Raw genomic sequence first — 19,919 nt, 5'->3', positions numbered from 1 at the left:
GGAAGATTTGATAAAATAAAGGAGGCAGCACAATGCCATTTGAAGCAGGTAATTATGATGTGATTGTCATTGGTGCGGGCCATGCGGGCAGCGAGGCGAGTCTTGCGGCTGCGCGCATGGGTGCGAAAACACTGATGATCACCATCAATCTTGATATGATTGCCTATATGCCATGCAACCCGTCCATAGGCGGTCCGGCCAAAGGGATTGTTGTCAGGGAAATTGATGCCCTTGGCGGAGAGATGGGCCGTAACATCGATAAAACATACATCCAAATGAGGATGCTCAATACTGGAAAGGGCCCGGCCGTAAGAGCGCTTAGAGCCCAGGCGGATAAGTTTGCCTACCAGCATGAAATGAAAAAGACAATGGAAAATGAACCAAACCTGACGATGGCCCAGGGAATGGTGGAAAAGCTGATTATCGAAGATGGTGTCTGCACGGGCGTGGTTACGCAGACAGGTGCACAGTATCGTTCGAAGACCGTTGTGATTACAACAGGAACTTTCCTGCGCGGGGAAATTATTCTTGGCGAATTGAAATACTCCAGCGGCCCGAACAATCAGCAGCCATCCATTAAACTTTCGGAGCATCTTGAAGAGTTGGGACTTGATTTGGTGAGGTTCAAGACAGGCACGCCGCCGCGGGTCCACAGCGATACAATCGATTATTCAAAAACGGAGATCCAGCCTGGTGACGACGTGCCGCGCGCTTTCTCCTACGAGACAACCAAATATATCACCGACCAGCTGCCGTGCTGGCTGACGTATACAAATGAAAAAACGCATGAGCTGATTGACCAGAACCTTCACCGGTCTCCGATGTTCTCCGGGATGATCAAAGGGACTGGCCCGCGCTATTGTCCTTCGATTGAAGATAAAGTCGTCCGTTTCAATGACAAGCCGCGCCACCAGATCTTCCTTGAGCCTGAAGGGCGACATACACAGGAAGTATATGTACAGGGACTGTCGACTAGCCTTCCGGAGGATGTCCAGCACAAGCTGCTCCGTTCCATCCCGGCCCTTGAAAACGCGAAAATGATGCGTCCAGGGTATGCGATTGAGTATGATGCGGTCGTTCCGACCCAGCTATGGCCGACGCTGGAAACGAAAAAAATCAAAAACCTTTACACCGCTGGCCAAATCAACGGAACTTCAGGTTACGAAGAAGCAGCCGGACAGGGCTTGATGGCTGGCATCAATGCCGGCAGAAGGGCATTGGGCAAAGAAGAAGTTATTTTAAGCCGTTCAGATGCCTATATAGGTGTTATGATCGATGACCTTGTTACAAAAGGAACAAGCGAACCATACAGGCTGCTGACATCGAGGGCAGAATACCGCCTGCTGCTGAGGCATGACAATGCCGATCTGCGCCTGACCGGCATCGGCCGCGAACTTGGACTTATTTCCGATGAACGCTACGACAGTTTCCTGGCGAAGAAGGCTGCGATTGAAGCAGAAACCAAAAGACTTCGGAACACCATCATCAAGCCTTCACAGCAAGTCCAGGAGCTGATCCGCTCCCTTGGCGGAAGTGAACTTAAAGATGGAATACGCGCTTCTGATTTCATCAAGCGTACCGAAATTTCGTATGAACATATCAAATCCTTGATTCCGCCTGAGACCCAGCTGGATCCAGAGGTTGAAGAGCAGGTCGAAATCCAGATCAAATATGAAGGGTATATCGAAAAATCACTTCAGCAGGTTGACCGCCTGAAGAAAATGGAAGATAAGAAAATACCGGAGAACATTGATTATGATGCGATCACCGGAATTGCCACGGAAGCCAGGCATAATTTAAAAACCGTACGCCCGCTTTCGATTGCCCAGGCTTCCCGGATTTCAGGGGTAAACCCGGCTGATATTTCGATTTTGCTTGTTTATATTGAACAAGGGCGGGTTGCCCGCATTTCGAACCAGTAAGACAAACTTTTTTTGAGAGGGAAGGCTTATGAACCCAGAACAATTTAAAGCATCTCTGGCTGAAAAGGGGATTCTTCTCACTGATTGGCAGATGGAACAGTTCGAAACCTATTTCAGAACTCTTGTTGAATGGAATGAAAAAATGAATCTGACGGCAATTACCGATAAGGAAGAAGTGTTTCTAAAGCATTTTTATGATTCCGTTTCAGCGGCCTTCCATTTCAATTTTGACCGTCAGCTGAATTTATGCGATGTAGGCGCAGGGGCAGGCTTCCCAAGCATTCCCCTGAAAATCGCCTTCCCGAAGCTGCAGATCACCATCGTTGATTCCCTGAACAAACGAATTACGTTCCTTGAGCATTTGGCCAAGGAGCTGAAGCTTGAGAACGTGACCTTCATCCATGACCGCGCCGAAACATTCGGCCAGAACAAGCAGCATCGCGAACAGTATGAAGTCGTAATGGCGAGGGCGGTCGCGAGGCTTTCTGTCCTTAGCGAACTGTGCCTGCCGCTTGCGAAGGTCGGCGGACAGTTCGTTGCGATGAAAGGCGGACAGGCCGAGGAAGAGCTGCAGAAGGGCAAAAAGGCGCTCCATGTACTGGGCGGAAAGCTCCGCGGAGTCCATTCCTTCAAGCTGCCTGTAGAAGACAGCGACCGCACGGTTTTAGTCATTGATAAAGAGAAGAAAACACCGAAGCAGTATCCGCGCAAACCAGGTACCCCTAATAAATCTCCCATCGAATAGGGGTACCTAAACCTTGAATTTGGTTTATAATTATTTATAGGCAGGAACTTGTCTTTCTTATAGAGAAATATGTTATAGGGAGTTTCATAAAGGTGGTGCAGGGGAATGAAGCCTTCTTTTTCACGCTTTTTTGGCCTGGGAGAAAAGCAGGAACCAGTGACGGCAGAAAAAACGGAAGAGAAAGATGAAATAAGAAAAATTCCTATTGACGATATCGTACCTAATCGATTTCAGCCAAGAACGGTGTTCGATGATGAAAAAATTGAGGAGCTCGCCCGTACAATCCACACGCACGGAGTGATACAGCCCATCGTCATCAGGGAATTTGAAGACGGCAAGTACGAAATCATCGCGGGTGAACGCCGCTGGCGGGCTATGAGGAAACTTGGCTGGGAGGAAGTCCCGGCAATTGTCAATAACTTAACCGACGCAGAGACGGCCTCTGTTGCATTGATAGAAAACCTTCAGCGGGAAGAGCTCTCCCCGATTGAAGAAGCGATTGCCTATGGCAAATTGCTGGAAATCCATAACCTGACACAAGAGGCTCTAGCCCAGCGCCTAGGGAAAGGACAGTCAACGGTAGCCAATAAGCTCCGTCTCTTGAAACTGCCTCAGGAAGTCCAGGATTCCTTATTGAACAAGCAGATTTCGGAACGTCACGCCCGCTCGCTGATTCCATTGAAAGATGCGGAGAAGCAGGTCCAGCTGCTCAATGAAATCATTGAGAAATCCTTGAACGTCAAGCAGACGGAAGCACGTGTCGAAAAGATGATGAGCCAGGATGACAAGCCTCCGAAGCCAAAGCGGAGGGCGTTCAGCAAGGATATGCGCATTGCTGTCAATACGATCCGCCAGTCCTTGTCGATGGTTTCGGATTCTGGAATCAACCTTAAGTCCGAGGAAGAGGAACACGAGGATTATTACCAGATCACCATAAAGATCCCGAAGAAAAAATAAGGAAAAAATGTGAGAAGCCATCGCTGTTTCTCGCATTTTTTTATGCGAGAATTGAAGTTTGCCAGACTGCGATATTTTTCTAAAAAGCCTTTCGACCGTGTTTTTTCATGGTAAAATAGAATACATGATTGTTTTGACAGAATTTAAAGGCAAATAAACGATAATCTCCCTCCAAACGGGACAATCTTAAAGGTTTTGAAAGTAGGTGACAATGTGGGCAAAATCATTGCGATTGCCAACCAGAAAGGCGGGGTTGGAAAAACGACTACCTCGGTCAACCTGGGGGCCTGCTTAGCATACATAGGGAAAAAAGTGTTATTGGTCGATATTGATCCGCAAGGCAATGCGACCAGCGGAATTGGAATTGAAAAGGCCGATGTCGAACGCTGCATTTACGATGTCCTTGTCGATGATGTGGATGCCAAGTCTGCGATCAGGCCGACAGCTGTCGATAATCTGTTTGCGATTCCGGCCACAATCCAGCTGGCTGGCGCCGAAATTGAACTTGTGCCGACTATTTCCCGGGAAGTCAGGCTAAAAAGGGCCCTTGAGGAAGTAAAAGAAGACTTTGATTATATATTGATAGATTGCCCGCCGTCGCTCGGGTTGTTGACCTTGAATTCCTTAACGGCATCAGACGGAGTGCTGATTCCTGTTCAATGCGAATATTATGCGCTGGAAGGCTTGAGCCAGCTGCTTAATACTGTAAGGCTGGTGCAAAAGCATTTAAACCATGACCTCAAAATTGAAGGCGTCCTGCTGACGATGCTGGATGCCCGCACCAATCTCGGAATCCAGGTCATTGAAGAAGTGAAAAAGTACTTCCAGGATAAAGTGTATAAAACGATTATTCCCCGCAATGTCCGCCTTAGCGAGGCTCCAAGCCATGGAGAGCCGATTATCATCTACGATCCAAAGTCGCGAGGAGCCGAAGTTTACCTAGAACTTGCAAAGGAAGTGGTTGCAAATGGCTAAAGGCTTAGGAAAAGGCTTGAATGCTTTCTTTAATATGGAAGTTGGCAAAGAAGAGACCGTCAAGGAAATCAGCATCAAGGAATTGCGTCCGAACCCTTACCAGCCAAGGAAGGTCTTTCAGAAGGAGGCAATCGAGGAGCTGAAAAACTCGATCATTGAGCATGGCATCCTCCAGCCGATCATTGTCCGCAAGACGATAAAAGGCTATGAAATCGTGGTAGGCGAGCGGCGTTTCCGGGCAGCAGGGGAAGCGGGCCTTGAGACAGTTCCCGCTGTTGTCCGGGAGCTTACCGAGCAGCAAATGATGGAGCTTGCTATCCTTGAAAACCTGCAGCGCGAGGACCTCAATCCAATTGAGGAGGGAGCCGCATACCAGAACCTGATCGAAAAGCTGGGCATCACCCAGGAAGAGCTGGCAAAGCGTCTTGGAAAGAGCCGTCCTCATTTGGCCAACCATATTCGCCTGCTAAGCCTTCCTCCCAAAATCCAGGAACTGATCTCGGGCGGGAAAATGACAATGGGCCATGGCAGGGCATTGCTTGGATTGAGGCAGAAGGACAAATTGCCGTCCATTGCCGAAAAGACGATTAAAGAGGGGCTTAATGTCCGCCAGCTTGAACAGCTGATCCAGCAGCTTAACGAAACCGTTCCACGTGAAACAAAGAAAAAGCCTCAGCCAGGCAAGGATATTTTTATTGCCGACAGGGAAAACCACTTGCGTGAACGGTTTGGCACGACCGTCCATATCAGGCAGACCAAAAATAAAGGGAAAATTGAAATTGAATTCTTTTCGAAGGAAGATCTTGAAAGGATTTTGGAGTTGATCGGCCAATCAGACTCTTAAGCTGTCTTGCGGGATGGCTTCTTTTTTTGGACAAAATTGGCCTGCTAATAAAGAATGAATAGGAAATTCTCTTTTTTTATGGTAAATTATAAGGAAAATTTCGCTGAACGAAATATTGGATTTGGGTGAAAAAGATGTTTTTACTAGGAACGATTGTGAACGGTCTGCTGATTATCATTGGTACATTTCTAGGCAAGCTGCTGCATCGGATTCCCGAGGGAATGAAGACGACGGTGATGTATGGAATCGGCCTTTCGGTTATGGTCCTCGGCCTGCAGATGGGCTTTAAGAGCGAAAACTTTCTGATTGTCATCATCAGCCTGGTCATCGGAGCCGTGATTGGAGAGTATCTCCATCTTGATGACAAATTGAACAGCCTTGGCCATTGGCTTGAAAAGAAGATTGGCAGTGAAGGACAGGGCAGCGTTTCGCAGGGGTTTGTGACGGCCACCCTGATTTTCGTCATCGGGGCGATGGCGATCATCGGAGCACTCGACAGCGGCATCCGCGGCGACCATGATGTGCTTTACACAAAAGCAATCATAGATGGTTTCACCGCTTTGATTTTGACAACGACGCTAGGCATTGGCGTCATCTTTTCGGCTATCCCTGTCATGCTCTACCAGGGAACAATTGCTGCCTTTGCGACGCAAATTGACCGGATTATCCCGGCAGAACTGATGGACAGTTTCATTGTGGAAGTGACGGCTACAGGCGGAGTGATGATTTTTGCCATTGGCCTGAACCTTGCCGGCCTGACAAACATCAAAGTGGCGAATCTCCTGCCAGGCATTGTCGTTACCTTGCTGGCAGTGGCTGCTCAATATGGATATAGTTTGTTTTTTTAAAGAGTGGTAAAAAAGAGAGGAAAGCCATTTATAGTCAGGCTTTCCTCTCTTTCATTCTATTCAAGTTGTCTGTTCACGATTAATATCCCACTTGATCTCGGTCCATGTCTGTTTTCTTGGCAGAAGAAGACTTGTCTCATGGATTCCTTCGGCAATGGTTTTGGCCATTTTTACGACAAGGTTCAGCCTTGTGTTCTGAAGGACAAAAAATTCCATGAAGCCGCTAACATTGACGATTCCGGTAAGGTGGATGTCCCCGACTTCAGGCAGATTCTTGTTGACGCCAGCTCCTGGCTTTAATGGGCCGGAATTGATATGGATGGAGCCTACACTTTTCAGCCTGCCGAGGCAGGCATCAATGCCAATGATGAATGGATGGACATGCTTTTGCTTGATTTCGTTCAGCTTGTCTTCAAGATTCACGGCATGGATGGGGTCTTCGAGTGTGCCATATACATAAAAAGGGGAAATGCTCTTTTCTTCCAGAAAGCTGCCGATCAGTGGACCCAATGAATCACCTGTGGACCTGTCGGTTCCAATGCAAACAAAGACGATGGGGCGATTTGTATAGGCAGGAAGAAGGTTAAGCATGCTTTCGGCAAGCTTGGCGGCAGCATGTGTATCTTCGTGATTGATTTTGATCGGGCTGCCCTTCCTGTCAAAAAAATTAAGATTCATTGGCTCCACTCCCTTACATTCATAATACCAGTATACGGAAATTTTTTTTAATCTATACATACCTGTAAAAAGAAACATTTAAACAAAAGATAGGTTTGTAACCCAATATTATGAAATGCACTCTTGCATTGGCATGATGGAAGGATACTTGATAAAATGGTTATGTTTCATTATTTTAGGCAGGTGATGTTATGAGCAATACAGAAAAATTCTGGCAAATGACCGCTGATAAATTTACCAATGAAGAGATGTGGTTCACTATTGGCGAAGGACTGCTTAAAATTATCGCCATTCTCATCATTTCGGGATTGGTAATTCGATTAGGAAAATCTGCAATCCGAAAGTTTTTCAATTTGAAAACGAAGACTCCTTTGGGGCTGGTTTCGGAGCGCCGGGATGCGACGCTGATCAAGCTTTTGGAAAATATCCTTACTTATGTAGTCTTTTTTATTTCGATTATGACCATCCTGTCCGTGTTGACGATCAATGTCCAAGCCATGCTGGCAGGTGCCGGGATTGTCGGCCTGGCGGTGGGCTTTGGGGCACAGAGCCTGGTAAAGGATGTGATCACCGGATTTTTCATCATCTTTGAGGACCAGTTTTCAGTCGGTGATTTTGTCCGAATCGGCCAGTTTGAAGGAACAGTCGATGAAATCGGCTTAAGGACAACCAAAATCAAAAGTTTTACGGGCGAAGTACATATTTTGCCTAATGGGAGTATTACGGAAGTCACAAATTTCTCTTTGCATAATAGTGTGGCCATCCTTGACATTGGAATTGCTTATGAAAGTGATATCGACAGGACAGAGCGTGTACTGCAGGATCTTTTGGCCGGGCTTCCCGAGAAATATGAAGAGCTTGTGAAAGAGCCGGAATTGCTTGGAGTCCAGCAATTTGGAGCCTCCGAGCTGGTCCTGCGGATTGTGGCGGAAACCCAGCCAATGAAGCATTGGTATATCGGCAGGCTGCTCCGCAAGGAAATAAAGCTTGCCCTTGATGAAAATGGCATTGAAATTCCTTATCCGCGGCTTGTTATGTATTCACGGCAGGAAGAGGAAGCTATGAGGAAACAACCGGGAAGTTAAAGGAGGGAAAACAGTGGAACAAAAAGAGTTTCAGCTTAATGATGTGGTGGAGATGAAAAAGCCCCATCCTTGCGGAACGAACCGCTGGAAAATCATCCGTCTGGGCATGGATATCCGCATCAAGTGTGAAGGCTGCGGACATAGTGTCCTAATCCCAAGAAAAGATTTTACCCGCAAAATGAAAAAGGTACTGGAAAGGCAGGAGCAGGGGGAGTGATCCTGCTTCTTTTTTAAAAGATAATGGAATCTTGCATTCTAGATAAATCTCTAAAAAGTTTGGGGATGGAGCAAATGGCGAAGGTTTTTCATTCCGCATGCCCGCTTAATTGCTGGGACAGCTGCGGCTTCAAGGTGACAGTCGATAACGGGAAAGTGACAAAGATCGAGGGCGATGAAGATCATCCGATTACCAGGGGGAAGATCTGCGGCAGGGGCCGGATGTTGGAGCAGCGTGTCAACTCAGGTGACCGTCTGCTGTATCCGTTAAAAAAAGTAGATGGTGAGTTTGCGAGAATCAGCTGGAAGCAGGCTTTGGACGAGATAGCCGAAAAGCTGCAGCACTACAAGGAAGCCTATGGAACAGCCTCTGTGCTCCACAGCCATGATTATGCAAATGGCGGCCTTCTGACCAAACTGGACAGCCGGTTTTTCAATGCCTTTGGCGGCGTTACGGAGCTTACGGGTTCCATTTGCTGGGGAAGCGGAATCGAAGCGCAGTGCTGGGATTTCGGCGATGCCTACAGCCATGCCCCGGGGGACCTTTCCAACAGCAAAAACATTGTCGTCTGGGGCAGAAATGTGGCCAGGACCAATATGCACCTTTTTGAAGCCCTGCAAAAGGCGAAAAAAGCAGGCGCGAGGGTGTATGTAATTGATCCGCTCTACAATGCCACAGCGAAGATGGCAGATAAGCATATTACAGTGAAACCAGGATTTGACGGCATGCTGGCAGCCGGGATCATCAAGGAAATGCTTAGACTGGGGCTTGAGGACCGGAAGTTCATTGAAAACCATACCATCGGTTTTGCCGATTTAAAAGAGCTAATTGATAGCGTAACCCTTGAGGAACTAAGCGCCTATACGGAAGTGCCGCAGCTCATTTTTACCGAGCTGGCGGAAGTTTACGGGCAGCGGCCCGTTGCGACCTTGTTTGGCCTGGGAATGCAGCGTTATGCCAATGGAGGGAATACGATCAGGCTGATGGATGCCCTTGTGGCCGTGAGCGGAAATATTGGGATTCCCGGCGGAGGAGCGAACTATGCGAACCGGCAGGTAGGACAGAGTTTCAACAGTGCCAGCCTCACCTTGCCTCACAGAAAAACAGCACACCGCAGCTTCAGCATGATGCAGCAGGCGGAGGGAATCCTGACTGCAGCCGACCCAGGAATCAAGATGGCGATCGTCACTTGCGGAAATCCGCTAGCCCAGGTGCCGGACAGCACAAAGGTCCAAGATGCCTTTTCCTCGCTGGAAACTTTGGTTGTCATGGAGCAGTTCATGACAGATACAGCACAGCTCGCCGATTATGTTTTACCGGTTGCATCGGTCTTTGAAACAGAAGATGTGTATTATTCGTCCATGTACCATCATTATGTGAATCACGGCCCAAAGCTTGTGGAACCGCCTGGCGAGGCAAAAACGGATGCCTGGATTTGGACGGAGCTGGCGGACAGGCTTGGTTTTGGCGATGACTTCGCCTATACAAGGGAGGAGTTCCTTGGGATGGGACTTTCCAAGCTTGAGGAGCAAGGTATCAACCTCGAGCGTTTAAGAACAGAAAAGCATGCAGAATTGCCTGTTGACCATATTCCGTGGAGCGACTATAAATTCAGGACGCCAAGCGGGAAATATGAGTTCACTTCCGCTTCTGCGGAAAAAGCAGGATTCGGAGGACGAATTTCCTTGTCCCTGCCCAAAGAAACGAAGTGGACCGATCCCAACCTGGCTGAAAAATATCCATACACGCTCCTGACCATCCATCCGCTCCGTTCCAATCATTCACAGCACTATCATCTGTTTGCGAAAGAACCGGAGGTCAAGGTGGAGGTGAGCCCCGATATTGCAGACGCTAAACTGCTGCAGGACGGGGACCTAGTCCGGGTATGGAACGGGCGCGGTGAAATAAGAGGCAAAGCGGCTGTTTTAAAAATTGCCCACCCCGGTACAATCAACATTGATGAAGGGATCTGGCGCAAGTTTGGCGGGCCGGTCAATATGCTCACCTCGGATGCCGAGTCCGACAACCGCCAGGGAAGCACCGTTTATGATTGCCTCGTCAATCTTGAAAAAGTATAATGCATGCGCAAGCCGCCATCTCCGGCGGCTTGTCTTTTTATGGTGAACTCTCTATAATTGTGAGAGGCAAATTCGTTTAAACTGACTGGTTTGAATAGATATTTTTATAGAGGAGTGACAAGGATGGCCTTAACAGCAGGTATTGTCGGGCTTCCAAACGTCGGGAAGTCGACCTTGTTCAATGCAATTACACAGGCTGGAGCCGAATCAGCCAATTACCCATTCTGTACCATCGACCCGAATGTCGGCATTGTTGAAGTGCCTGATCACCGTTTAAACAAACTGACTGAATTGGTGCAGCCAAAGAAAACTGTTCCGACAGCGTTCGAGTTCACTGATATCGCCGGCATTGTCAAAGGTGCCAGCAAAGGCGAAGGCCTTGGGAACAAGTTCCTGGCCCATATCCGTGAAGTGGATGCCATCTGCCAGGTGGTCCGCTGCTTTGCCGATGAGAATATTACCCATGTATCTGGGAGTGTCGACCCGATTGACGATATTGAAGTCATCAATCTGGAATTGATCCTTGCCGATCTTGAGTCGGTTGACAAGCGCATCAGCCGTGTTGAGAAACTGGCCAAGCAAAAGGATAAGGAAGCTTTAGTGGAGCATCCGGTGCTTGTTAAGATCAAAGAAGCGCTTGAAAGTGAAAAAGCGGCTCGCACTGTAGAGCTGACAGAGGAAGAAGCCAAGGTTGTCAAGGGTCTGCACCTTCTGACCACCAAGCCGATGCTGTATGTGGCGAATGTTGGCGAAGATGATGTGGCGGATCCGAGCGGCAATGAATATGTTCAAAAAGTGCGTGAATATGCTGCAGCCGACAATGCGGAAGTGATTGTCATCTGTGCAAAGATTGAGGAAGAAATTGCCGAGCTTGAGGGCGAAGAAAAGGAAATGTTCCTTGAAGAGCTTGGCATTGAAGAATCCGGCCTTGACCAGCTGATCCGGGCGGCCTACAGCCTGCTTGGCCTTGCCACCTACTTCACAGCAGGAGTGCAGGAGGTCCGCGCCTGGACGTTCCGCCGCGGCATGAAGGCGCCTCAATGTGCGGGCATCATCCACTCTGACTTTGAAAGAGGCTTTATCCGCGCCGAAACGGTATCCTATGACGACCTGATGGCAGCCGGCTCCATGGGCGCGGCCCGCGAAGCAGGCAAAGTGCGCCTTGAAGGAAAAGAATACGAAGTAAAAGACGGAGACGTCATCCATTTCCGTTTTAACGTGTAAGTTGTTTGTTCCCTCGCAGCGTAAGGCTTGCGGGGGTTTTTGTTCAGTTGGGCTGTGTTAATCATAACCATTTATTTTAACCCTGTTGATTGGAGTGGAAGGTGCGAGACTCCTGCGGGCTCACCGCCCGCCCCGCGGAAAGCGAAGCACCTGGAACGGAAATCAACAGATTCATTTAACACAGCCTAGAAAAAAATAGAATGGACAAAAATGCGAACATATGTTAGTATTTAATTATAACAGAAACAATTTTAGCAAATCATGGACAAGCCCAAACAGGAGTTGCGTTGTGATTGTTCCTATGCTATAATTTTAACTTGTGAGTAATGAATAATTGCTCCTTGCCCATTTATGGGCCGTTAGTCCAAAAGGAGGTGACAGTGATGAGAAAGTACGAAGTTATGTACATCATCCGCCCAAACATTGAAGATGAAGCAAAAAAAGCGTTGATCGAGCGTTTTAACGGCATCTTGACTGATAATGGTGCGGAGGTTAGCGAAGCTAAGGATTGGGGCAAGCGCCGCCTTGCATACGAAATCAATGATTTCCGTGACGGCTACTACCAACTCCTTCAGGTGAATGCTGAACCAGCTGCGGTTGACGAGTTCTCCCGTCTTGCTAAAATCAGCGAAGATATCATTCGCCATATCGTAATCAAAGACGAAAAGTAATTTATATAAAAGAACTTTTGGCTGACGTTTCCTTCTGGAACACAGCTGGAAGGAAAGGGGTTGATACTGATGATGAATCGTGTAATTCTTGTCGGCCGTTTGACCAAGGACCCGGAACTCCGCTATACACCGAATGGAGTAGCGGTAGCATCCTTCACCCTGGCCGTGAACAGATCGTTTACGAACCAGCAGGGAGAGAGGGAAGCTGACTTCATTAACTGTGTTGTTTGGCGCCGTCCGGCTGAAAACGTCGCAAACTTCCTCAAAAAGGGAAGTCTTGCAGGTGTTGATGGACGCATCCAGACCCGCAGCTATGAAGGACAGGACGGGAAGCGTGTCTACGTTACGGAAGTAATGGCAGAAAGCGTCCAGTTCCTGGAGCCTAAGGGCCAAAGTCAAGGTCAAAGCCAGGGCCAGAATTTTGACCGCGGAGGGAATTATCCTTCCCGCTCAAATGAGCAAGATTCTCCATTTGGAAATCAGAATCAACGACAGCCCCAAAGAAACACGAGACTGGATGAAGATCCATTCGCTGGTGGCGGACAAATCGACATTTCCGATGATGATCTTCCATTCTAACTCAAATCGAACGTTAATATATAATCTGATAAAACAAGGAGGGAATTGACCATGGCAATGGGAGGACGCAGAGGCGGACGTGCGAAGCGCCGTAAAGTTTGTTTCTTCACAGCAAACGGAATCACTCACATCGACTATAAAGATGTAGATCTTCTGAAAAAGTTTATCTCTGAGCGCGGCAAGATTCTGCCACGCCGTGTAACTGGCACAAGCGCTAAGTATCAGCGTAAACTGACAGTTGCAATCAAGCGTGCACGTCAAATGGCATTACTGCCATACGTGTCAGGTGAGTAATTAAATGTACGGATAACAAAAGGCAGCGGGCTTTCCCGCTGCCTTTTGTCGTCATAGGCCCCCTTAGTTGAATCTGGGGCCGCTACTCGCTAAAATAGTTTTTATGGAGATTTTTTTTGTTGTAAAGAGGTGGAGACTTGAAGAATAGAAATACATATAAACTGACCGAAGGTGCCATTCTGCTGGCCATCTTCGCGGTCCTGCTGCTGATTTCGCTGTATGTTCCAGGGCTTGGGCTGGTGGCCACACTGTTCATGCCGCTGCCATTCATGATGTTTGCGGCGAAGAATGATGGCAAAAGTGCGGCTGTGTTTACGGTCGCAGCTGTGCTGATTTCACTTATCTTTGGAACTTTGCTGGCGATTCCGCTTGCATTGGCTCATGGATCCACAGGTGCAGTAATGGGTTATATGATCTCAAAAGGGAAAGGAAGACTGGCTATCTTTGTGGCAGGATCCCTTGTATTCCTGGTAAATACCGTTCTTCAGTATGCAGCGGCTGTAGCCCTTTTCAAAATCAATTTTATTGATGAAATGCTTGCGGCTTTCAGGGAATCCATTTCAATGTCTGCTGGCATGATGGAACGAATGGGCCAGACCGTGGATGATGGGGTAATGGAGCAGCTGGAAGGCACCGTTGAATTAATGGAAACCTTGATGCCCAGCATGTTTGTGCTCGCATCCTTCCTGATTGTATTCCTGGTGCAGCTTGTGTCGATTCCAATCCTGAAGCGATTCGGCATCGATGTTTCCCGCTGGAAGCCGTTCAGGGAGCTGAGACTGCCAAAAAGTGTCCTCTGGTACTATTTGTTTTCGCTGATTTCCTCCATGCTGATTTCCCCAGACACGGGAGGTTATTGGGTATGGGCAGTGACCAATCTGCTCTTTGTCCTGCAATTCCTCATTTTGCTGCAGGGTTTCTCGCTTATCGCTTATTTTTACCATGTTAAAGGGTATTCTAAAGCCATCTTTGTGGTTACGGTCATCTTGGCGCTTCTGATACCAATTCTCCTTTATATTGTCAGGATATTAGGTATAATTGACTTAGGTTTTGATTTGCGGAAACGTCTTGAGGAAAAGAAGTAATCGGAAACTAATGCTATAGGAGCTGAGTCCATGCCTTCACATTTGGAAAGGCGACAAGTTCGTTTACCATTATACGGATTAATAGCTGCGGTCCTGGTGCTTCTTGGAGTGCTCTCCTATTATAACTGGATGATAGGAGCCGCTGGCTATATCGTTACAGGGCTGTTTATCTTTTTCATCTTCCGGAGGATTGAAAAGGCTAAACAGGAAACCGAAGAATATATATCGACCCTTTCCTATCGTATAAAAAAAGTCGGCGAAGAAGCCTTGATGGAGATGCCGATTGGAATTATGCTGATCAATGATGATTACTATATCGAGTGGACCAATCCGTTCATCGCATCCTGCTTTCAGGAAGATTCCCTTGTGGGGCGCTCCCTGTATGACGTGGCGGATGCTGTGATTCCATTGATCAAGCAGGAAGTTGAAACGGAAATTATTTCCATGCACGATCGGAAATTCCGGGTCATCCATAAGGCTGAGGAAAGACTGCTTTACTTTTTCGATGTAACAGAACAGTCAGAGATTGAAAAGCTTTATCATGACGAAAGAACGGTTATAGCCTATATTTACCTTGATAATTACGACGAACTGACCCAGGGAATGGATGACCATATGCGGAGCAGCCTGAACAATCTGGTTACTTCGATCCTGAATAAATGGGCAACCAATAATGGCGTTTTTCTTAAAAGGGTTTCGTCCGAACGATTTATGGGAGTCTTTAATGAACATATTCTTCAGCTTTTGGAAAAGAGCAAGTTTTCCATTCTGGATGAAGTGAGGGAAACGACATCCAAGCAGAATGTACCGCTGACGCTGAGCGTGGGAGTTGGAACTGGTGTGTCTTCGCTCCCGGAGCTGGGCGAGCAGGCCCAGTCCAGCCTTGACCTAGCATTGGGGCGCGGCGGCGATCAGGTCGCTGTAAAGCAGCCGAACGGGAAAGTGAAATTCTACGGAGGCAAGACAAATCCGGTGGAAAAGCGGACCCGGGTAAGGGCGAGAGTCATCTCCCATGCGCTGAGGGACCTTGTTGCAGAGAGCGACAAGGTATTGATTATGGGACATAAGAATCCCGATATGGATGCGATCGGTTCGGCCATCGGCATTTTAAAAGTCGCACAGATGAACAATCGCGAAGGCTATATTGTGGTTAATAAGCAGGAAATCGATGTTGGTGTCCGAAGAATGATGGAGGAAATCAGGCATAAAGAGGAGCTGTATTCCTGTTTCATCACCCCGGATCAGGCTTATGAAATTGCCACTGATGATACGCTTCTTGTTGTTGTCGATACCCATAAACCGTCACTGGTGATTGATGAGCGCCTGCTTCACAGGCTTGAGAATATCATTGTCATTGACCATCACCGCCGGGGAGAAGAATTCATTAAAAACCCGCTGCTTGTCTATATGGAACCATATGCGTCATCTACTGCCGAGCTGGTCACCGAGCTTCTGGAATACCAGCCTAAAAACGGCAAGATCCAAATGCTTGAAGCGACAGCCCTGCTGGCCGGGATTATCGTTGATACGAAGAGCTTTACGCTCAGGACAGGATCACGGACCTTCGATGCCGCCTCCTATTTGCGGAGCCATGGGGCCGATACGGTCCTTGTCCAGAAGTTTTTGAAGGAAGATATCCATACCTACATCAAGCGGGCGCGAATCATTGAAAATGTGTATTTTTATGAAGAAGGCATCGTGATTGCCGCCGCGCCAGAAGATGAAATCAGCGATAATGTGCTGATTGCCCAGGCGGCGGATACGCTGCTGACGATGGATGGGGTGTCCGCATCCTTCGTCATCGCCAACAGGCCAGACGGCCTTGTCGGCATCAGTGCCCGTTCACTTGGAGAGGTGAATGTCCAGATCGTCATGGAAAGCCTGAATGGCGGCGGGCATTTAAGCAATGCGGCGACCCAATTGCCTGACAGTACAGTGGAAGAGGCTGAAAAGGCCCTCCAGAATGCAATTGCCGAATACTTGGAAGGGGGAAACAAAGAATGAAAGTCATATTCTTGAAGGATGTTAAAGGAAAAGGTAAAAAAGGTGAAGTGAAAAATGTGGCAGATGGCTACGCGCATAACTTCCTGATCAAGCAAGGCCTTGCCGTCGAGGCTTCTTCAGCGGCGATGAGCTCTCTTAGCGCCCAGAAGAAGAAGGAAGAAAAGCAGGCGGAGGAAGAGCTGAAGCAGGCGGAGGAATTGAAGGAGAAGGTCGAAAAGCTGACAGTGGAGCTTACAGCCAAGTCAGGAGAAGGCGGCCGCCTGTTTGGTTCCATCACTAGCAAGCAGATTGCCGAAGCCCTGCAGAAACAGCATAAGATTAAAATTGACAAGCGCAAAATCGAACTCGACGATGCCATTCGTGCCCTTGGCTATACAAAGGTTCCAGTCAAGCTCCATACCGATGTGACTGCTACCTTGAACGTGCATGTAAAAGAAGGAAACTAATTTCCAGTTCCTTATCCCACAAAACATGATAGAATATAAGTGCCGGCAGAAAAGCGGACGACGATGCTTTTCTGTCTTTCTTCTGTGATTAGTCTTTATTGCTGATCACTTTTTTTCTTTAATGATCCTCTTAGGGAGGTTTGCATATGAATGATTTATTTGCCAACCAGCTGCCGCCGCAGAATCAGGAAGCGGAACAGGCCGTGCTGGGAGCTATATTTCTTGAACCATCGTCATTGACAGTTGCTTCTGAAGTTTTGATTCCCGAAGACTTTTACCGGGCGGCACACCAAAAAATCTTTGATGTGATGCTAAACCTGAATGACAAAGGGAAAGCGGTCGACCTGATTACCGTCACCGAGGAACTGGCTGCAGCAAAGCTTCTTGAGGATACCGGCGGGGTCAGCTATTTGAGCGAGCTTGCGGCCTCTGTTCCGACGGCGGCCAATATTGAATATTACGCCAGGATTGTCGAAGAAAAGTCTTTGCTGAGAAGGCTGATCCGGACGGCGACAGGCATTGCCCAGGATGGCTATTCCAGGGAAGATGAAGTGGAAGCCCTGCTGAGTGAAGCAGAAAAAAGCATCCTCGAGGTGGCCCAGCGGAAGAATGCGGGGGCCTTTCACAATATTAAGGATGTTCTTGTACGCACGTACGACAATATTGAGCTCCTTCACAACCGTGTTGGCGACATTACGGGCATTGCCACCGGTTTTGCCGAGCTGGACAGAATGACAGCCGGTTTCCAGCGGAATGACCTGATCATTGTGGCTGCACGTCCTTCGGTTGGTAAGACAGCGTTCGCGCTTAACATCGCCCAGAATGTGGCGACCAAGACCGCTGAGAATGTGGCCATCTTCAGCCTTGAGATGGGAGCGGAGCAGCTGGTCATGCGTATGCTCTGTGCCGAGGGCAATATAAATGCCCAAAACTTGAGGACCGGCTCCCTTACGGATGAAGACTGGGGAAAGCTGACAATGGCAATGGGCAGCCTATCGAATTCTGGTATTTTCATAGACGATACACCAGGGGTCAGAATCAGCGAGATCCGTTCCAAATGCCGGCGCCTGAAGCAGGAGCAAGGGCTTGGGATGATTCTGATTGATTACTTGCAGCTCATCCAGGGTAACGGACGCTCAGGGGAAAACCGCCAGCAGGAGGTTTCGGAAATCTCCCGTTCCCTAAAAGCTTTGGCGAGGGAACTTGAAGTTCCGGTCATCGCTTTGTCTCAGCTCTCCCGCGGTGTTGAACAGCGCCAGGATAAGCGCCCGATGATGTCTGACATCCGTGAATCCGGAAGTATCGAGCAGGACGCCGATATTGTAGCGTTCTTATACCGCGATGACTATTATGACAAAGAATCGGAGAACAAGGACATCATTGAAATCATCATTGCCAAACAGCGTAACGGCCCGGTTGGCACGGTCCAGCTTGCATTTGTAAAAGAGTACAACAAATTCGTGAATCTCGAAACGCGCTATGGAGAATCGTCCATACCGCCTGGAGCTTAAAGATTAACCTTGATATGGTTAGTCTTTTTTTTATAATAGAAAACTAGTTTTTACGAACGTATTTTGAGATAGTTATATAAATGTTCGTGTTTAATTGACTTTATTGTATAAGAACTGGTAAAATTGATTTGTTTGATTGAGAATTTTACTTTTACATAGACCTTTGGAGGTGCATCTGATATGTCATCAGTTGTTGTTGTGGGAACACAGTGGGGAGATGAGGGCAAAGGGAAGATTACTGATTTCCTGTCCGAGAACGCTGAAGTCGTTGCGCGTTACCAGGGAGGAAACAATGCCGGCCATACCATTAAGTTTAACGGTGAAACGTATAAGCTGCATTTAATCCCATCCGGAATTTTTTATAAAGATAAGGCATGCGTTATCGGCAACGGAATGGTTGTTGACCCTAAAGCGCTTGTGCAGGAGCTTGCCTACCTGCATGACAAGGGAGTCGACACGAGCAATTTGAGAATCTCAAACCGTGCTCATGTTATCCTTCCGTACCATCTAAAACAGGATGAAGTCGAAGAAGCACGCAAAGGCGCCAATAAAATTGGCACAACGAAAAAAGGAATCGGCCCTGCCTATATGGATAAGGCTGCGCGTGTGGGCATCAGGATTGCCGACCTTCTTGACCGCGAAGTGTTTGAAGAGAAACTGACCCGCAATCTGGAAGAAAAGAACCGTTTATTTGAGCGGATGTACGAAACAGAAGGCTTCAAGCTTGAAGACATCCTTGACGAATATTACGAATATGGCCAGCAGATCGCCCAGTATGTGTGCGATACGTCTGTTGTCCTCAATGATGCCCTTGATGAGGGCCGCCGTGTCCTGTTTGAAGGTGCGCAGGGAGTTATGCTCGACATTGACCAGGGAACCTACCCGTTCGTAACGTCATCCAATCCGGTTGCCGGCGGGGTAACCATTGGTTCAGGCGTCGGACCAAGCAAAATCACCCATGTGGTCGGTGTATGCAAAGCCTATACAACAAGAGTCGGCGATGGTCCGTTCCCAACGGAACTGGACAACGAAATCGGCCATCAAATCCGTGAAGTCGGCCGTGAATATGGTACAACAACCGGAAGGCCTCGCCGCGTCGGCTGGTTTGACAGCGTAGTTGTCCGCCATGCCCGCAGGGTCAGCGGCCTGACAGATCTGTCGCTTAATTCCATCGATGTATTGACCGGAATTGAGACGCTCAAGATTTGTGTTGCTTATCGTCTTAATGGCGAAGTGATCGAAGAGTTCCCTGCAAGCCTTAAAGCCCTTGCGCAATGCGAGCCTGTTTATGAGGAACTGCCAGGCTGGACGGAAGACATTACCGGCTGCAAGTCCCTCGATGAGCTGCCAGCGAATGCAAGGCATTATATCGAGAGAGTATCCCAGCTGACGGGAATTCCATTATCCATCTTCTCAGTAGGCCCGGACCGCAACCAGACCAACGTCGTCCGCAGCCCATGGCGCCAAAAATAATTGTTAGTTTGTTGAAAGCCTCCCGGGTGTTGGGAGGCTTTTTGTCTGGGGTCAGGAGGAGGCGCTGGGAAGAGGGGGGAATAGAGGGATGGAGGACCGTTTTGGGGCATGCAATCGGGAAAAGGTCTTCCATGAGGGTGATGGAGGACCGCTTTGGGGAGGGAAGAGGAAAAATGGTCCTCCAAGAGGGTGATGGAGGACCGCTTTGGGGAGGGAAGAGGAAAAAAGGTCTTCCATGAGGGTGATGGAGGACCGTTTTGGGTAGGAAAGAGGAAAAAAGGTC

General features: G+C 48.3%; 19 protein-coding genes. 18 read left to right on the top strand and 1 reads right to left on the bottom strand.

The features are described 5' to 3' along the window. The first annotated feature begins 32 nt into the window (after positions 1-32). From mnmG to WQ57_RS17065, 6 genes are all read left to right on the top strand, one after another. Positions 33-1,922 (top strand): tRNA uridine-5-carboxymethylaminomethyl(34) synthesis enzyme MnmG, encoded by a 1,890-nt coding sequence (mnmG, locus tag WQ57_RS17090; RefSeq protein ID WP_046524979.1) that lies wholly within the window; start codon positions 33-35, stop codon positions 1,920-1,922. A 28-nt stretch (positions 1,923-1,950) separates the two neighbouring features. Beyond that, positions 1,951-2,667, top strand: a complete 717-nt coding sequence (gene rsmG / locus WQ57_RS17085; RefSeq protein ID WP_046524978.1) for a 16S rRNA (guanine(527)-N(7))-methyltransferase RsmG — start codon at positions 1,951-1,953, stop codon at positions 2,665-2,667. A 105-nt stretch (positions 2,668-2,772) separates the two neighbouring features. Then, positions 2,773-3,624 carry a nucleoid occlusion protein gene (gene noc / locus WQ57_RS17080; RefSeq protein WP_046524977.1) on the top strand — a complete coding sequence of 284 codons (852 nt, stop codon included), beginning with the start codon at positions 2,773-2,775 and terminating at the stop codon, positions 3,622-3,624. 213 nt (positions 3,625-3,837) lie between these two features. Next, positions 3,838-4,599, top strand: coding sequence for a ParA family protein (locus tag WQ57_RS17075; RefSeq protein ID WP_046524976.1), 762 nt, complete (start codon positions 3,838-3,840; stop codon positions 4,597-4,599). Next, positions 4,592-5,443 (top strand): ParB/RepB/Spo0J family partition protein, encoded by an 852-nt coding sequence (locus WQ57_RS17070; protein WP_046524975.1) that lies wholly within the window; start codon positions 4,592-4,594, stop codon positions 5,441-5,443. Before WQ57_RS17075 ends, WQ57_RS17070 begins: the two co-directional genes overlap by 8 nt. A 134-nt stretch (positions 5,444-5,577) precedes the next feature. Further along, on the top strand, positions 5,578-6,291 hold the full coding sequence (locus WQ57_RS17065; RefSeq protein ID WP_046524974.1) for a DUF554 domain-containing protein: 714 nt from the start codon (positions 5,578-5,580) through the stop codon (positions 6,289-6,291). 60 nt (positions 6,292-6,351) lie between these two features. Here WQ57_RS17065 and yyaC read toward each other — a convergent pair whose 3' ends face one another. Continuing rightward, the gene (gene yyaC, locus WQ57_RS17060) at positions 6,352-6,969 is read right to left on the bottom strand and encodes a spore protease YyaC (RefSeq protein ID WP_046524973.1); all 618 of its coding nucleotides are present in this window, start codon (positions 6,967-6,969) and stop codon (positions 6,352-6,354) included. Between the two features lie 191 nt (positions 6,970-7,160). On the opposite strand from yyaC, the gene WQ57_RS17055 reads away from it, so the two are divergent. From WQ57_RS17055 to WQ57_RS17000, 12 genes are all read left to right on the top strand, one after another. Next, complete coding sequence (locus WQ57_RS17055; protein WP_046524972.1) at positions 7,161-8,054, top strand: mechanosensitive ion channel family protein; 894 nt, start codon at positions 7,161-7,163, stop codon at positions 8,052-8,054. A 13-nt stretch (positions 8,055-8,067) separates the two neighbouring features. Then, positions 8,068-8,271, top strand: a complete 204-nt coding sequence (locus WQ57_RS17050; protein WP_046524971.1) for a DUF951 domain-containing protein — start codon at positions 8,068-8,070, stop codon at positions 8,269-8,271. Positions 8,272-8,345: 74 nt separating this feature from the next. Beyond that, positions 8,346-10,349, top strand: coding sequence for a molybdopterin-dependent oxidoreductase (locus WQ57_RS17045; RefSeq protein ID WP_046524970.1), 2,004 nt, complete (start codon positions 8,346-8,348; stop codon positions 10,347-10,349). 123 nt (positions 10,350-10,472) lie between these two features. Further along, positions 10,473-11,573, top strand: a complete 1,101-nt coding sequence (gene ychF / locus WQ57_RS17040) for a redox-regulated ATPase YchF (protein WP_046524969.1) — start codon at positions 10,473-10,475, stop codon at positions 11,571-11,573. 383 nt (positions 11,574-11,956) lie between these two features. Beyond that, positions 11,957-12,244 carry a 30S ribosomal protein S6 gene (gene rpsF, locus WQ57_RS17035; protein ID WP_046524968.1) on the top strand — a complete coding sequence of 96 codons (288 nt, stop codon included), beginning with the start codon at positions 11,957-11,959 and terminating at the stop codon, positions 12,242-12,244. 69 nt (positions 12,245-12,313) lie between these two features. Next, complete coding sequence (gene ssb / locus WQ57_RS17030) at positions 12,314-12,823, top strand: single-stranded DNA-binding protein (RefSeq protein ID WP_046524967.1); 510 nt, start codon at positions 12,314-12,316, stop codon at positions 12,821-12,823. Between the two features lie 57 nt (positions 12,824-12,880). Next, the gene (rpsR, locus tag WQ57_RS17025) at positions 12,881-13,117 is read left to right on the top strand and encodes a 30S ribosomal protein S18 (RefSeq protein WP_046524992.1); all 237 of its coding nucleotides are present in this window, start codon (positions 12,881-12,883) and stop codon (positions 13,115-13,117) included. A gap of 137 nt (positions 13,118-13,254) precedes the next feature. After that, the gene (locus WQ57_RS17020) at positions 13,255-14,202 is read left to right on the top strand and encodes a YybS family protein (RefSeq protein ID WP_046524966.1); all 948 of its coding nucleotides are present in this window, start codon (positions 13,255-13,257) and stop codon (positions 14,200-14,202) included. A gap of 30 nt (positions 14,203-14,232) precedes the next feature. Then, on the top strand, positions 14,233-16,206 hold the full coding sequence (locus WQ57_RS17015) for a DHH family phosphoesterase (protein WP_046524965.1): 1,974 nt from the start codon (positions 14,233-14,235) through the stop codon (positions 16,204-16,206). Then, the gene (rplI, locus tag WQ57_RS17010) at positions 16,203-16,652 is read left to right on the top strand and encodes a 50S ribosomal protein L9 (protein WP_046524964.1); all 450 of its coding nucleotides are present in this window, start codon (positions 16,203-16,205) and stop codon (positions 16,650-16,652) included. The genes WQ57_RS17015 and rplI overlap by 4 nt, the downstream gene beginning before the upstream one ends. A 146-nt stretch (positions 16,653-16,798) precedes the next feature. Further along, positions 16,799-18,163 (top strand): replicative DNA helicase, encoded by a 1,365-nt coding sequence (dnaB, locus tag WQ57_RS17005; RefSeq protein ID WP_046524963.1) that lies wholly within the window; start codon positions 16,799-16,801, stop codon positions 18,161-18,163. A 180-nt stretch (positions 18,164-18,343) separates the two neighbouring features. After that, on the top strand, positions 18,344-19,636 hold the full coding sequence (locus WQ57_RS17000; protein WP_046524962.1) for an adenylosuccinate synthase: 1,293 nt from the start codon (positions 18,344-18,346) through the stop codon (positions 19,634-19,636). Positions 19,637-19,919 lie beyond the last annotated feature (283 nt).

Source organism: Mesobacillus campisalis, from assembly GCF_000986785.1.
Taxonomy (GTDB): Bacteria; Bacillota; Bacilli; order Bacillales; family Cytobacillaceae; genus Mesobacillus_B; species Mesobacillus_B campisalis.
This window is presented reverse-complemented; position numbering and strand designations above follow the sequence as displayed.